The organism is Sphaerisporangium cinnabarinum (assembly GCF_055567015.1).
Genome location: NZ_JBVHRG010000012.1, coordinates 23,305 through 37,944 on the forward strand (window position 1 = coordinate 23,305; position 14,640 = coordinate 37,944).

The 14,640-nt window shown below is 73.6% G+C and carries 12 protein-coding genes; all 12 read right to left on the reverse strand.

The annotated features are described in order from the left end of the window. Positions 1–87: 87 nt before the first annotated feature. The 12 genes from ACZ4MO_RS16630 to hisI all read right to left on the reverse strand — a co-directional run bounded on the left by ACZ4MO_RS16630 (position 88) and on the right by hisI (position 14,612). Positions 88–1,554: a glutamate synthase small subunit gene (locus tag ACZ4MO_RS16630; RefSeq protein WP_175010044.1), complete on the reverse strand. Its 1,467-nt coding sequence runs from the start codon at positions 1,552–1,554 to the stop codon at positions 88–90. After that, complete coding sequence (gene gltB / locus ACZ4MO_RS16635; protein ID WP_175010045.1) at positions 1,547–6,130, reverse strand: glutamate synthase large subunit; 4,584 nt, start codon at positions 6,128–6,130, stop codon at positions 1,547–1,549. Before gltB ends, ACZ4MO_RS16630 begins: the two co-directional genes overlap by 8 nt. A gap of 138 nt (positions 6,131–6,268) precedes the next feature. Further along, positions 6,269–7,282: a prolipoprotein diacylglyceryl transferase gene (gene lgt / locus ACZ4MO_RS16640; protein WP_175010046.1), complete on the reverse strand. Its 1,014-nt coding sequence runs from the start codon at positions 7,280–7,282 to the stop codon at positions 6,269–6,271. Next, entirely contained in the window at positions 7,279–8,175 is an 897-nt protein-coding gene (gene trpA / locus ACZ4MO_RS16645; protein ID WP_175010047.1) for a tryptophan synthase subunit alpha, read from the reverse strand. The genes lgt and trpA overlap by 4 nt, the downstream gene beginning before the upstream one ends. Further along, the gene (trpB, locus tag ACZ4MO_RS16650) at positions 8,172–9,428 is read right to left on the reverse strand and encodes a tryptophan synthase subunit beta (RefSeq protein ID WP_108046952.1); all 1,257 of its coding nucleotides are present in this window, start codon (positions 9,426–9,428) and stop codon (positions 8,172–8,174) included. The genes trpA and trpB overlap by 4 nt, the downstream gene beginning before the upstream one ends. A gap of 139 nt (positions 9,429–9,567) precedes the next feature. Further along, on the reverse strand, positions 9,568–10,380 hold the full coding sequence (trpC, locus tag ACZ4MO_RS16655; protein WP_074806749.1) for an indole-3-glycerol phosphate synthase TrpC: 813 nt from the start codon (positions 10,378–10,380) through the stop codon (positions 9,568–9,570). A 185-nt stretch (positions 10,381–10,565) separates the two neighbouring features. After that, positions 10,566–10,997 carry a DUF2752 domain-containing protein gene (locus tag ACZ4MO_RS16660; protein ID WP_255437394.1) on the reverse strand — a complete coding sequence of 144 codons (432 nt, stop codon included), beginning with the start codon at positions 10,995–10,997 and terminating at the stop codon, positions 10,566–10,568. A gap of 13 nt (positions 10,998–11,010) precedes the next feature. Continuing rightward, a complete protein-coding gene (locus ACZ4MO_RS16665) occupies positions 11,011–11,574 on the reverse strand; it encodes a DUF4190 domain-containing protein (RefSeq protein WP_175010048.1) in 564 nt (187 codons plus the stop codon). Next, positions 11,571–11,864, reverse strand: a complete 294-nt coding sequence (locus ACZ4MO_RS16670; RefSeq protein WP_342779615.1) for an HGxxPAAW family protein — start codon at positions 11,862–11,864, stop codon at positions 11,571–11,573. The genes ACZ4MO_RS16665 and ACZ4MO_RS16670 overlap by 4 nt, the downstream gene beginning before the upstream one ends. An 80-nt stretch (positions 11,865–11,944) precedes the next feature. Beyond that, entirely contained in the window at positions 11,945–12,586 is a 642-nt protein-coding gene (locus tag ACZ4MO_RS16675; protein WP_175010049.1) for a Trp biosynthesis-associated membrane protein, read from the reverse strand. After that, complete coding sequence (locus ACZ4MO_RS16680; RefSeq protein WP_175010050.1) at positions 12,583–14,160, reverse strand: anthranilate synthase component I; 1,578 nt, start codon at positions 14,158–14,160, stop codon at positions 12,583–12,585. The genes ACZ4MO_RS16675 and ACZ4MO_RS16680 overlap by 4 nt, the downstream gene beginning before the upstream one ends. After that, positions 14,157–14,612, reverse strand: coding sequence for a phosphoribosyl-AMP cyclohydrolase (gene hisI / locus ACZ4MO_RS16685; RefSeq protein ID WP_108046887.1), 456 nt, complete (start codon positions 14,610–14,612; stop codon positions 14,157–14,159). Before hisI ends, ACZ4MO_RS16680 begins: the two co-directional genes overlap by 4 nt. Positions 14,613–14,640 lie beyond the last annotated feature (28 nt).

Below are 14,640 nucleotides of genomic sequence, written 5' to 3' on the forward strand. Positions count from 1 at the left end.
GGCCAGGAGCCGGTCGTCGCGGGGTGCCCCTCCCTAGGATGCCCCGCTCATCGTCCCGGCGCCGGACATCCGACGTCGGGGTGCACGTCAAGCGCGCAAGGACACGGTGTTCGCGCGCACGGGCGCGGGCAGCTCGGTCCCTCCCTGAAGGTAGGCGTCGACGGATGCCGCCGCCGCCCGCCCCTCGGCGATCGCCCACACGATCAACGACTGCCCACGACCGGCGTCGCCGGCCACGAAGACCCCGGGCAGCGACGACGCGAAGTCGTCGCCGCGCGCCACGAGGCCGCGCCCCGTGAGGTCCGCGCCCGTCTGGGTCGTGAGGGCAGCCGTCTCCGGCCCCGTGAAGCCCATCGCGACGAGCACGAGGTCCGCGGGGATCTCGCGCTCGGTGCCCTCCTTGGGCACGCGACGGCCGTCGGGCAGGTACTCGGTCTCCGCGACGCGCAGCGCGCGCACGGCCCCGTTCTCGTCGCCGAGGAACGCGACGGTCGACGCGAGGAACTCACGCTCGCCGCCCTCCTCGTGGGACGAGGACACCTCGAACACGATCGGGTCCGTGGGCCACGGCTGGGTCGCGGACCGCTCGAGCGGCGGCTGCTTGCCGATCGCGAGCGTCGTGACGCTCGCCGCGCCCTGGCGCAGCGAGGTGCCGAGGCAGTCCGAACCCGTGTCGCCACCACCGATGACGATGACGTGCTTGCCGGTGGCCGTGATCTGGTCGGGCACCTCGCGCCCGGCCACGACGGCGTTCGCCTGGTGCAGGAAGTCCATCGCGTAGTGGATGCCGCCCAGCTCGCGCCCCGGCACCGACAGGTCGCGCGGCACGGTCGCGCCGGTCGCGACCACGACGGCGTCGTACCGCGCCCGCAGGTCGTCCCACGTGATGTCGACGCCGATCTCGACGCCGGGGCGGAACCGCGTGCCCTCGGCCTCCATCTGCGCGACGCGACGGTCGATGTGGTGCTTCTCGAGCTTGAAGTCGGGGATGCCGTAGCGCAGCAGACCCCCGACGGCGTCGTCGCGCTCGTAGACCGCGACGGTGTGCCCGGCGCGCGTGAGCTGCTGCGCGGCGGCGAGCCCGGCGGGACCGGACCCGACGACCGCGACCGTGAAGCCCGTGAGCCGCTGGGGCACCTGCGGCGTGACGTACCCGCGCTCGAACGCCTCGTCGATGATCGAGACCTCGACGTTCTTGATCGTCACCGGCGGCTGGTTGATGCCGAGCACGCAGCTCGACTCGCACGGCGCCGGGCACACGCGACCGGTGAACTCCGGGAAGTTGTTCGTCTCGTGGAGGCGGTCGATCGCGTCGGCCCACTGCTCGCGGTAGACGAGGTCGTTCCACTCGGGGATGAGGTTCCCGAGCGGGCAGCCCTGGTGGCAGAACGGGATGCCGCAGTCCATGCAGCGGCCCGCCTGCTCCTTGAGGAACGGCTGCCCCTCCTCGAGGTGCGCGTGCACGTCCTTCCAGTCCCGCAGGCGCACGGCCACCGGGCGGTTGGGCGGGAGCTCGCGCTCCCGCACCTTCAGGAATCCGCGGGGGTCAGCCACGGGCCACCTCCAAGATCTGGTCCCACACGCCCGGCGCGGCCGGGTCGAGACCGGCCGACTCGGCCTTCTCGAGCGCCGACCGCATGCGGGCGAAGTCGGTCGGCAGCACGCGCGTGAAGCGCTGCACCGCCGTGGTGAAGTCCTCGAGCAGCTCGGCCGCGAGCGGCGAGCCGGTCTCCTCGTGGTGACGGCGGACGAGCTGCTCGACGAGCGCGACCTCGGCGTCCTCGAGCGGGCTCAGCCCGAGCTCGCCGGTCGCGAGCGCGCTCGTGTTCACGGCGCTCTCGCGCAGGTCGAGCACGTAGGCGGTGCCACCGGACATGCCGGCGCCGAAGTTGCGCCCGGTCGGGCCGAGCACGACGACCGTGCCGCCCGTCATGTACTCGCACCCGTGGTCGCCCACGCCCTCGACGACGAGCGTCGCACCGGAGTTGCGCACGCCGAAGCGCTCGCCCACCCGGCCGCGCAGGAAGATCTCGCCCGACGTCGCGCCGTAGCCGATGACGTTCCCCGCGACGACGTTGCTCGACCCGGTGAGGACCGCGTTGCGGTCCGGCCGCACGACGATCCGGCCGCCTGACAGGCCCTTGCCGACGTAGTCGTTCGCGTCGCCGAACAGGCGCAGCGTGACGCCGCGCGGGAGGAACGCGCCGAGCGACTGGCCGGCGGACCCGGTGAGGGTGACGTCGATCGTGTCGTCCGGCAGGCCCTCGCCGCGGAAGCGCTTGGTCACCTCGTGGCCGAGCATCGTCCCGACCGTGCGGTTGACGTTGCGCACCGGCAGCGAGATCCGGACCGGCTCGCGCCGCTCCAGCGCGTCCTCGGCCAGCGCGACGAGCTGGTTGTCGAGCGCCTTCTCCAGGCCGTGGTCCTGCGTCGTGGTGTTCCGCAGCGACGCGCCCTCGACGGGGACGGGCTTCTCGAGGATGGGCGCGAGGTCGAGACCCTGCGCCTTCCAGTGGTCGATCGCCTGGCGCGTGTCGAGGTACTCGACGTGGCCGATCGCCTCCTCGATGCTCCGGAACCCGAGGCGCGCCAGGTACTCGCGCACCTCCTCCGCGATGAACTCGAAGAAGTTCACGACGAACTCCGGCTTGCCCGTGAACCGAGCCCGCAGCTCCGGGTTCTGCGTCGCGACGCCCACCGGGCACGTGTCCAGGTGGCACACGCGCATCATGACGCAGCCCGAGACGACCATCGGCGCGGTCGCGAAGCCGAACTCCTCGGCCCCGAGCAGCGCGGCCACGACGACGTCGCGCCCGGTCTTCATCTGCCCGTCGACCTGCACGACGATGCGGTCGCGCAGGTTGTTCAGCACGAGGGTCTGCTGCGTCTCGGCGAGGCCGATCTCCCACGGCGTGCCCGCGTGCTTGAGCGACGTGAGCGGGCTCGCGCCCGTGCCGCCGTCGTGACCCGAGATGAGGACGACGTCCGCGTGCGCCTTCGACACGCCCGTCGCGACCGTGCCGACGCCGAACTCGGAGACGAGCTTGACGTGGACGCGCGCGGCCGGGTTCGCGTTCTTCGCGTCGTGGATGAGCTGCGCGAGGTCCTCGATCGAGTAGATGTCGTGGTGCGGCGGCGGCGAGATGAGGCCGACGCCCGGCGTCGAGTGCCGGGTCTTCGCGACCCACGGGTACACCTTGTGGCCCGGGAGCTGACCGCCCTCGCCGGGCTTGGCGCCCTGGGCGAGCTTGATCTGGATGTCGTCCGCGTTCGTCAGGTACTCGCTCGTGACGCCGAAGCGCCCTGACGCGATCTGCTTGACCTTCGAGCGACGCTCCGGGTCGTACAGGCGCTCCGGGTCCTCGCCGCCCTCGCCCGTGTTCGACCGGCCGCCGAGGCGGTTCATCGCGATCGCGAGGGTCTCGTGCGCCTCGGCCGAGATGGAGCCGTAGGACATCGCGCCGGTGTTGAAGCGCTTGACGATCTCGCTCACCGGCTCGACCTCGTCGAGCGGGACCGCGGGGCGCTCGCCCTCGCGGAGCTCGAGGAGGCCGCGCAGGGTCATGAGCCGCGAGGACTGCTCGTCCACGCGGTGCGTGTACTCGCGGAAGATGTCGAACCGGCGCTCGCGCGTCGAGTGCTGGAGCCGGAACACCGTCTCCGGGTCGAACAGGTGCTCCTCGCTGTCGCGGCGCCACTGGTACTCGCCGCCCGTGGTGAGGCGGACGTGCGGCCGGTGGTTTCCGGAGCGCGGGTAGGCGTCCACGTGGCGCGCCGCGACCTCGGCCGCGACGACGTCGAGGCCGATGCCGCTGAGACGCGACGTCGTGCCCGTGAAGAACGCCTGCACGAGGTCGTGCGACAGGCCCACGGCCTCGAAGACCTGCGCGCCGCGGTACGAGGAGATGGTCGAGATGCCCATCTTGCTCATGACCTTGAGGACGCCCTTGCCGAGGCCCTTGATGAGGTTCGCGACGGCCTTGGCCGGGTCGACCGCGAGGTAGCCGCGGCGCGCGAGGTCCTCGACGGTCTCCATGGCGAGGTAGGGGTTCACCGCGGCCGCGCCGTAGCCGATGAGGAGCGCGACGTGGTGCACCTCGCGCACGTCGCCCGCCTCGACGACGAGCGACACCTGCGTGCGCGTGTGGCGCCGCAGGAGGTGGTGGTGCACCGCGCTCGACAGCAGGAGCGACGGGATCGGCGCGTGCTCGGCGTCCGAGTCGCGGTCCGACAGCACGATGAAGCTCGCGCCGGCGGCGACGTGCGCGTCGACCTCGGCGAAGATCTCCTCGAGCCGGGCGAGCAGCGACTCGCCGCCGCCCGCGACGCGGTACAGGCCCTTGATCGTCACGGCGCGGAAGACGCCCGCGAGGTTCGGGTCCTTGTCGACGCGGATGATCTTCGCGAGCTGGTCGTTGTCGAGCACCGGGAACGGCAGCATGAGCTTGCGCGCGTGCTCCGGGGTGTCGACGAGCAGGTTCGGCTCGGGGCCGATCGCGCCGCCGATCGACGTGACGAGCTCCTCGCGGATCGCGTCCAGCGGCGGGTTCGTCACCTGCGCGAACATCTGCGTGAAGTAGTCGAAGAGCAGGCGCGGCCGCTTCGCGAGGACCGCGATGGGCGTGTCGGTGCCCATGGCGCCCAGCGGCTCGGCGCCCGTGTTGGCCATCGGCGTGAGGATGACCTTGAGCTCCTCCTGCGTGTACCCGAAGGCACGCTGGCGGCGCTCGACCGACGCGGGGCTGTGCGCGACGTGCTCGCGCTCGGGCAGCTGGTCGAGGTAGACCGCGTTCTCCGCGACCCACCGCGCGTACGGGCGCTGCGCGGCGAGCTGGGACTTGATCTCCTCGTCCTCGATGATCCGGCCCTGGCCGGTGTCGACGAGGAACATGCGGCCCGGCTCGAGGCGGCCCTTGCGGACGATCGTCGCCGGGTCGAGGTCGAGCACGCCCGCCTCGCTCGCGAGCACGACGAGGCCGTCCTCCGTGACCCAGTAGCGCCCGGGGCGCAGGCCGTTGCGGTCGAGGACCGCGCCGATGAGGGTGCCGTCGGTGAAGTTGAGGCACGCGGGGCCGTCCCACGGCTCCATGAGCGTCGAGTGGTACTCGTAGAACGCGCGCAGGTCCGGGTCCATCTCGGCGTGGTTCTCCCACGCCTCCGGGACCATCATGAGCACGGCGTGCGGCAGCGAGCGGCCCGACAGGTGCAGCAGCTCCAGCACCTCGTCGAAGCTCGCCGAGTCGCTGGAGCCGTCGGAGCACACCGGCAGGAGCGGCGCGAGGTCGCCGAGGGCGTCGCTCGCGAGGGTGCCCTCGCGCGCGGCCATCCAGTTCCGGTTGCCGCGCACCGTGTTGATCTCGCCGTTGTGCGCGATCATCCGGAACGGCTGCGCGAGCGGCCAGGACGGGAACGTGTTCGTCGAGAACCGCGAGTGCACGAGCGCGATCTCGCTCGCGTACCGCGGGTCGGACAGGTCCGGGAAGAACGGCTCGAGCTGCGCCGTCGTGAGCATGCCCTTGTAGGTGAGCGTGCGGGCCGACAGCGACGCGAAGAAGAGACCGAGCTCGTTCTCCGCCCGCTTGCGCAGGCGGTAGGTCCGGCGGTCGAGGTCGACCCCGGCGAGCTCGCGCGACGGGTCGGCCACGACGACCTGACGGAACAGGGGCATCGACGCTCGGGCGCTCGGGCCGACGAGGTCGGCCGTCACGGGCACGTCGCGCCAGGCGAGGACCTCGAGCTTCTCCTCGGCGGCGATCGCCTCGACCGCGCGGGCGGTGGTCGCGGCCGCCTCGGGGTCCTGCGGGAGGAACGCCATGCCGATGGCGTAGTGCCCGGCGGGCGGGAGCTCGGCGTCGACCACGTCGCGGACGAAGGCGTCGGGGATCTGCGTGAGGATCCCCGCGCCGTCACCGCTGTTCTCCTCGGCGCCGACCGCGCCGCGGTGGTCCAGGTTGAGCAGGGCCGTGAGCCCCGCGTCCACGATGTCGCGTCCGGGCGTGCCGCGGAGCGTCGCCACGAAGGCGACGCCGCACGCGTCGTGCTCGGCGGCGGGGTCGTACAGACCGGATGCCGTGGGAGGGGCGGACAGGGCGGGTGCCCGGTGCGCGTCCCGATACTGCGGCGTGGTCATCAACACCGTCCTCACAGGCGCCCGACCGAGACGGCCGGGCTGGTTCCAGCTGGGGGGTTCGGGACGTCGTCGGCCCTGGTGGACATGACGGAACCACCGGGCGGTCGCCCGGCGGATTCGCCGTTGAGTGACGGAGGCTCAGCGACCGGGGTCTGGTCGCGCGGCATCTGCCTGCTCGGACTCCTCCGAGTCGTCGGAGTCCGCGGTCTTCTCGGGGTCCGCGGCGTCGGTCGACTCCTCGACCGGCTCCGTGGTCTCCGTGGCGGGCGCCTCGCCCGGCGCGTCGAGGGACACCGTCTCCTCGCGCCCGGGGTGGCGACGCCCGACAACGATAAACGCTACCAACGCACCGACACCGACCAGGATCGAGGTCCAGACGTTCAGCCGGAGACCGAGGACGAGCTCGGCCTCGTCGATGCGCAGCATCTCGATCCACACCCGACCGAGCGTGTAGACGAAGACGTAGAGCCAGAATACCCGACCATGACCGAGCCGGAACCGACGGTCCAGGTAGATCAGGAGCAGGGCAGCGGCGATGTTCCAGACCATCTCGTAGAGGAAGGTCGGGTGGAACAGCGTGCCCGGCGGGTAGCCGGCCGCCGCGGCGACCGAGTCGTCGACCCGCAGGCCCCACGGCAGCGTCGTGGGCGAGCCGAACAGCTCCTGGTTGAACCAGTTGCCGAGGCGACCGACGGCCTGCGCGAGCAGCAGGCCGGGGGCGAGCGCGTCCGCGAACGCCGGGAAGCTCACTCGCTGGCGCCGGCACCCGATGTACGCGCCGACGGCACCGAGCGCGACCGCGCCCCAGATGCCGAGGCCGCCCTCCCACACGTACAGCGCGCGGACGGGGTCGCCGTTCGGGCCCCAGTACGGGTCGGGCGTCGAGAACACGTGGTAGAGCCGCCCGCCGACGATCCCGAACGGGACCGCCCAGAAGGCGATCTCCAGGACGTCGTCGGCCTCTCCCCCGCGCTCGACCCAGCGGCGGCGCGTGAGCCACAGGGCGACGCCGATCCCGGCGAGGATCGCGAGCGCGTAGGCGCGGATCGGGAACGGCCCGAGGTACCAGGTGTGCTGGCTCGGGCTCGGGATCGCAGCGGGCAGGGCACCCGCCGCCTCCACGAGCTGCCCGACGGCGAGCGCGGCGCTCATGCGACCACCCCGCCGGGCGTCGTCGTCCCGGGTTCCGCGGGGCGGGCGGAGCGCACCCCGGCGGCCAGCGAGGCGGCGACCGTGCGGAGCGCGGCGAGCCGCTCGTCCCACGGCGCGTCGCCCAGCAGGGGACGGACGAACGCCGACCCGACGATGACGCCGTCGGCGTAGCGCGCGACCTCCGCGGCCTGCTCTGCCGTGGAGACGCCGAGGCCGACGCACACGAGGTCGGCGCCCGCCGCCCGCGTGTCCGCGACGAGCCGTGCGGCCTGGGGCCCGACGGCGGCGCGCACGCCCGTGACGCCCATCGTGGAGGCGGCGTAGACGAAGCCGCGCGACGCGCGCGCCGTGAGCTGCAGGCGCTCCGGCGTCGAGCTCGGCGCGACGAGGAAGACGCGGTCCAGGCCGTGCGCCTCGGCGGCGTCCAGCCAGTCGCGGCCCTCGTCGGGGACGAGGTCGGCCGTGATGAGACCGGCTCCCCCGGCCGCGGCGAGGTCGCGCGCGAACGCGTCGACGCCGTAGCGCAGCACGGGGTTCCAGTACGTCATGACGAGCACCGGCACGCGCCCGCCCGTGCGCTCCGTGACGGCCGCGACGACGCGGAAGACGTCCGCGACGCGCGCGCCGCCGTCGAGCGCCGCCTGGGCCGCGGCCTGGATGACGGGGCCGTCCATGACGGGGTCCGTGTAGGGGATGCCGAGCTCGAGCACGTCCACGCCCGACTCGACGAGCGCGAGCGCCGCCTCGACGGAGCGCTCGACCGTCGGGAAGCCGACGGGCAGGTAGCCGACGAGCCCCGCGCGTCCCTCCGCGCGCAGCTCGAGCAGGCGTCGCGCGGTGGCCGACGCGGTCGCCGGCGCCCCGGGTGCGTCCTGGGTCTGGGCGGCGCTCACAGCTGTCCCTCCGTGCCCGTCGCCGTCTCGGCGATCGCGTCGTCGTCCACGAGGTCGAACCACCGGGCGGCGGTCGCCACGTCCTTGTCCCCGCGCCCCGAGAGGTTCACCAGGATCACGTGGTCCGTGCGGCCTGCGGCCGCGGCCTCGCGCCCGATCCGCAGCGCGCCCGCGAGGGCGTGGGCCGACTCGATCGCGGGGATGATCCCCTCCGTGCGGCACAGCAGGCGGAAGGCGTCCATCGCCTCGGAGTCGGTCACGGGCAGGTACGTCGCGCGCCCGAGGTCGTGGAGCCACGAGTGGGCGGGGCCGACGCTCGGGTAGTCGAGGCCCGCGGACACCGAGTGGCTCGGCAGCGTCTGTCCGTCCTCGTCCTGGAGGAGGTACGAGCGCGCGCCGTGCAGGACGCCCGGTGCGCCGCCGCTGAAGCGTGCCGCGTGCCGGCCCGTCTCGATGCCCTCGCCGCCCGCCTCGAAGCCGAAGAGCTCCACGCCCTCGTCGTCGAGGAAGGCGTTGAAGAGCCCGAGCGCGTTCGAGCCGCCGCCCACGCACGCCGCGAGCGCGTCGGGCAGGCGCCCGATCCGGTCGAGGATCTGCGTGCGCGCCTCCTCGCCGATGACGCGGTGGAACTCGCGCACCATCTCGGGGAACGGGTGCGGCCCGGTCACGGTGCCCAGCAGGTAGTGCGTCGTGTCGACGTTGGCGACCCAGTCGCGCAGCGCCTCGTTGATCGCGTCCTTGAGGGTGCGCTGGCCGATCGTCACGGGGACGACCTCGGCGCCGAGCAGGCGCATGCGCGCGACGTTCAGCGCCTGGCGCCGCGTGTCCTCCTCGCCCATGTAGACGACGCACTCGAGGTCGAGCAGGGCCGCGGCCGTCGCCGTCGCGACGCCGTGCTGGCCCGCGCCCGTCTCGGCGATCACGCGCTTCTTGCCCATGCGCTTCACGAGCAGCGCCTGGCCGAGGACGTTGTTGATCTTGTGCGAGCCCGTGTGGTTGAGGTCCTCGCGCTTGAGGAACACGCGCGAGCCCCCGGCGTGCTCCGCGAAGCGCGGCACCTCCGTGAGCGGGCTCGGGCGGCCCGTGTACTCGCGCTGCAGGCGCGCGAGCTCCGTGACGAACGCCGGGTCGTCGAGCGCCTTGCGGTACTCGGTCTCGAGCTCGTCGAGCGCGGCGACGAGCGCCTCGGGCACGAAGCGCCCGCCGAACTCGCCGAAGTAGGGACCCTCCTGGGTCGCGAGGGAGCGCGTCAGGTCCGCACGGACGGAGTGCGCGTCGCTCCGCGGGGTGGTCGATGGTGTCGAGTCGGGCACGGGGCCGGTCCTCCTGGATGGTGGGGTGTGCTGGGCCGGGGCGCGGCGCCTGTGACGTGACGGACGGTGCCGTCGTGCCTCAGGGCCGCACGGACCACAGCGACGGGTGCGACCCGGCCGCGACGAGGTCGGCGACGGAGGCGCGCGGCGCGTCGTCGGTCACGAGCGCCTCGCCGACGAGCACCGCGTGCGCGCCGGAACGGGCGTAGTCCATGACGTCGTGGGGGCCGCGCACGCCGGACTCGGCCACACGGACGACCTCGTCGGGGATCGCGGGCGCGAGTCGCGCGAAGGTCGTGCGGTCGACGTCGAGCGTCTTGAGGTCGCGCGAGTTCACGCCGACGACCCGGGCCCCGGCGTCGAGCGCGCGCGTCACCTCGTCGAGCGTGTGGACCTCGACGAGCGCGGTCATGCCGAGCGAGTGCACGCGCTCGACGAGCGACGTCAGCACCGTCTGCTCGAGCGCGGCGACGATGAGGAGCACGATGTCCGCGCCGTGCGCGCGTGCCTCCCACACCTGGTACGGCGTCACGACGAAGTCCTTGCGGAGCACGGGGACGTCGACCCGCGCCCGGACGGCGTCCAGGTCCGCGAGGCTCCCGTTGAAACGCCGCTGCTCGGTGAGCACCGAGATCGCGGCGGCGCCGCCCTTCTCGTACTCTCCCGCGAGCTCGGCCGGGTCGGAGATGGACGCGAGCGCACCCTTGCTGGGGCTCGACCGCTTCACCTCGGCGATGACGGCCACCGCGTCGTCCGCCTTGAGCCGGCTCACGCACTCGAGCGCACCGGGGACGCGGGCGGCTCGTTCCTTGAGCTCGTCGAGCGAGGTCGTCGCCTGGCGTGCCGCGAGGTCCTCGCGCACGCCCGCGACGATGTCGTCCAGCACCGTCATCGTCCCACCACTCCCCGTGTCGTCCGCCCCCTGCCGGGCCGGTCGGCCGGCGTGCACCCACAGGTTCGGGCCGACCCGTTGACAGGGAGGTACCTGCCATCGTAGAGCCGCCCCCGAGTGACGATGACCACGGCCCAGCCCCCGAGACGCGCGCAGCGCGGCAGCTCGTGGTCGCGGCCGTCTGCTCAGGCGGCCAGCGGACCGAGCCACGGGACCAGGGCGGGCACGTTGCGCAGCACCCCAAAGAGCACGAGCACGGCGAGCGACGTCCACGCCACCCACGCCGGCACGCGCGGTCCGGGACGCCCGCGCCAGGCGCGCACGAGCCACAGGCCCCACAGCACGACGAGCAGCGGGGCGACGACGACCCAGATCGGGTTCATGGACCACGCCGCGGCCAGGTCGAGGTGCACCAGCTCGTGGGTGGCGCGCAGGCCTCCGCACCCGGGGCACGCGAGGCCCGTCAGTGCGAGCAGCGGGCACGTGACGTAGTGGCCGGGGCGGTTCGGGTCGACAGCCCCCACGTAAGCGGTCGCGGCGGCGACGAGCGCGCCCACGGCGAGCGGCGCCATGGCTTCGCGCGGCACCCGCCGTCGGCCCACCGCCTCGGACGTCACGTGACCGTCCCCGTCAGTACTGGTCGGGGATCGTGCCGACCCAGGCCAGGACGGCGGGGAAGAACGCCAGCAGGAGCACCAGGCCGAGCGCGGACAGGCCGATCGCGACCCAGCCGAGGATGATCCCCGCCGTCGCCATGCCGTCGTTGTCCGCCTGGCCCTCCGCGACGGCACGCTTCGCCGCGTTGCCCACGATCACCGCGGGGATGCCCGTGAAGAAGCCGCAGCTGAGCACGAACGCGGCGATGCCCAGGACGAGCGACCAGATCGCGAGGTTGTTCTTCGGGTAGTACGGCGGCGGCGCGTAGGCGCCCGCCGGGTACTGCTGTCCGGGGTACTGCTGTCCGGGGTACTGCTGTCCGGGGTACTGCTGTCCGGGGTACTGCTGGCCCGGGTACGCCTGCTGCGACTGGCCCGGGTACGGCTGGCCGGGCTGCTGCTGCCCGGGGTAGCCCTGGTCAGGCCCCTGCGGGCCGGGGTGCTGCGGGCCGCCGGGCACCGACGAGCCGTACGGCGCCTGCGACCCGTCCTGCGGGGGCGTGCCGTCGTGAGCGCCCGGTCCCGGCGGCTGCGTCACCGCGCGCCCTGCTTCTTCTGCCCGTACCCCATGTTCCGGAGCACGAGGCCGCCGACGAGCGCCACGGCCACGACGCCCATGCCGACCCAGAAGAGCCAGACGCCGGACACCTGAGCGATGGCCGGGAGGAGGACACCGATCGCGGCCACGAACGCGCCGACCATGATGCCGATCATGGTGAACCACGCGGCGACGGTGTGGCCGTGGTTCGTGGGCGGTGCCGCGGGCGGCAGGTAGGCGATCTCGGTGGTCTGCTGGTTCTCGGCCATGAGGGTCGTGCCTTTCGTCAAGATGTGGTCAGAGCCTATCGGACCGGGCCGGGGCCCGTCCCGTCGCGGGGCGCACGTCGCGTCGGACACGTCCGCGCTGCTCAGCGGTCCGTCGGGTCCTCGCCGCGGGAGAGCGCGTCCCACGCGTCGTGGTCGGAGACGTCGTCGACGTCGCTGGGGCCCGTCGCACCCGCGGCCTCGGACGTCTCGCCCGCCGGTGTGCCGGCTCCCGTCGCGGGTGCCGCCCCGGCCCGCTCGTGCCGGGTCGAGGCGCCCGCCCACGACCGTGCACCGAGGGCGACCCACACCACGACGAGCACCGTGAGCACACCGAGCACCGCTGCCGCCCAGGGCGCCGCGGTGAGCTCGACCGGTGCGGTCAGCTCCGTCACGCCCGTCGCCTCGGCGACCGCCGACCGGGCGGTCGGCTCCGGGTCGATCGCGACGCTCAGCGCGGAGACCGTGGCGACGACGCCGCTGGCCGCCGCGACCGCCAGGACGACCCACCGGCCGACCCGCCCCACGAGACCGAGCGCGAGCGCGGCTGCGACGAGCACGAGCGCGGCCGCGCTCACGCCGGGGGCGGCCGACGTGCCGGCCACCGCGACGTCGACCTGCGGGTCCAGCGCGGTGGCACCCGTCGTGCGCAGCCACGTGGGCACGGCCGCGGCGAGGGTCGCGCCACCGAGGAGCAGCAGGACCCAGATGGCCGTGCGGCGGGCCGGACCGCCCGGGCGGCTCACGCGAGCTCCCGCAGCCGCGCCGCGACCTGCACGGCGCGGACTGCCGCGGCCGCCTTGTTGCGCGACTCCGCGTACTCGAGCGCGGGCACGGAGTCGGCGACGATCCCGCCGCCGGCCTGGACGCTCGCGCGCCCGTCGCGGATCAGCGCCGTGCGGATGGCGATCGCCATGTCCATGTTCCCGTCGAAGTCGAAGTACCCGGCCGTCCCACCGTAGATCCCGCGCGAGGCGGGCTCGAGCTCGTCGATGAGGGCGATGGCGCGCGGCTTGGGCGCGCCCGAGAGCGTCCCCGCGGGGAACGTGGCCCGGAAGGCGTCGAGCGCCGTCGCGCCGTCGCGCAGCGTGCCGACGACCGTCGAGCACAGGTGCATGATGTGGCTGAACCGCTTGGTCGCCAGGAACTCCACGACCTCGACCGACGTCGGTTCGCAGACCTTGACGAGGTCGTTGCGCGAGAGGTCGACGAGCATGATGTGCTCCGCGAGCTCCTTGGGGTCCTCGCGCAGCTCCTCCCCGAGCGCGACGTCCTCCTCGGGCGTCGCGCCGCGCGGCCGCGAGCCCGCGATGGGGAACGTCGTGACCCGCCCGTCCTCGACCTTGACCAGCGTCTCCGGGCTCGACCCGACGACCGCGAAGTCGCGCCCGTCGGCGTCCGTGAGCTGGAAGTAGTACATGTACGGGCTCGGGTTGATCGTGCGCAGCGCCCGATACACGTCGAGCGGGTCCGCCGGGCAGTCGAGGTCCAGGCGCTGGGAGAGGACGACCTGGAAGACCTCGCCCTCGCGGATCGCGTCCTTGCCCGCCACGACGGACGCCTCGAACTCGTCGCGCGTCGAGCGGAACTCGAGCTCGGGCTCGACGGCGTCGGCGGCCACGACCGACGCGACGTGCGCACCGCCCGCGACGAGGCGCGCCTGCATCGCGTCGAGGCGCCGCACCGCGTCGGCGTACGCCTCGTCGACCCGCTCGTCCGTGTCGTCGAAGTTGATCGCGTTCGCCACGAGCCACACGCTGCCCTCCGCATGGTCGACGACCGCGAGGTCCGTCGCGAGGCACAGCGTGAGCTCCGGGACGCCCAGCTCGTCGGGCGCGTGCGACGGCAGCGTCGGCTCCCAGTGCCGGATGACGTCCCACCCGATCGCCCCGGCGAGCCCGCCCGTGAGCGGCGGGAGACCGTCGACCGCGGGCGTGCGCAGCACGTCGAGCGTCGCCTCCAGCACGTCGACCACGTCGCCCTCGCGCGGTACCCCGGCGGGCACGTCGCCCGACCACACCGCGCGGCCGTCACGTGCCGTGAGGGTCGCGCGGGACGCGACGCCGACGAACGAGTACCGGGCCCAGCGCCCGTCCGACTCCGCGGACTCGAGCACGAACGTGCCCGGGCGCCCCTGCGCGAGTGTGCGGTAGAGCCCGACGGGGGTGACGTCGTCGGCCAGGAGGCGCCGCACGACCGGGACGACCCGGCGGGAGCGGGCGAGCGCGCGGAAGCCGTCGAGCACGGGCCACGTCGTGCCCCAGGCGGGCCCGCCCGCGGGGACGGTGGTGGTGCCGGCCGGGTCGACGGTCGTGCTCACTGGTTCTCCTCCTCGGGGTCCGGTCCCGGGGCAGCTCCCGGGGCACCGGGTGCGGACGGCAGCTCGCCGACGACGGCGCCCAAGTCTCCCCCGGCCTCGAAGCACGTGCGCGTGCCCGTGTGGCACGCAGCGCCGACCTGGTGCACGCGCACGAGGAGCGCGTCGCCGTCGCAGTCGAGCGCGACCGAGCGCACCACCTGGACGTGCCCCGAGGTGTCGCCCTTGCGCCAGTACTCCTGGCGCGACCGGCTCCAGAACGTCACCCGGCCGGTCGTCAGGGTGCGGTGGAGCGCCTCGTCGTCCATCCAGCCGAGCATGAGCACCTCGCCGGTGTCGTGCTGCTGGACGATCGCGGCGACCAGTCCGGCGTCGTCGCGCTTGAGCCGCGCGGCGACCTCGGGGTCGAGCGCGGACGGGGTCGTGGTCTGCGGGCCGGTCGTGGAGTCGGGCACCCGAGAATCCTGCCAGACGCCGGGCCGC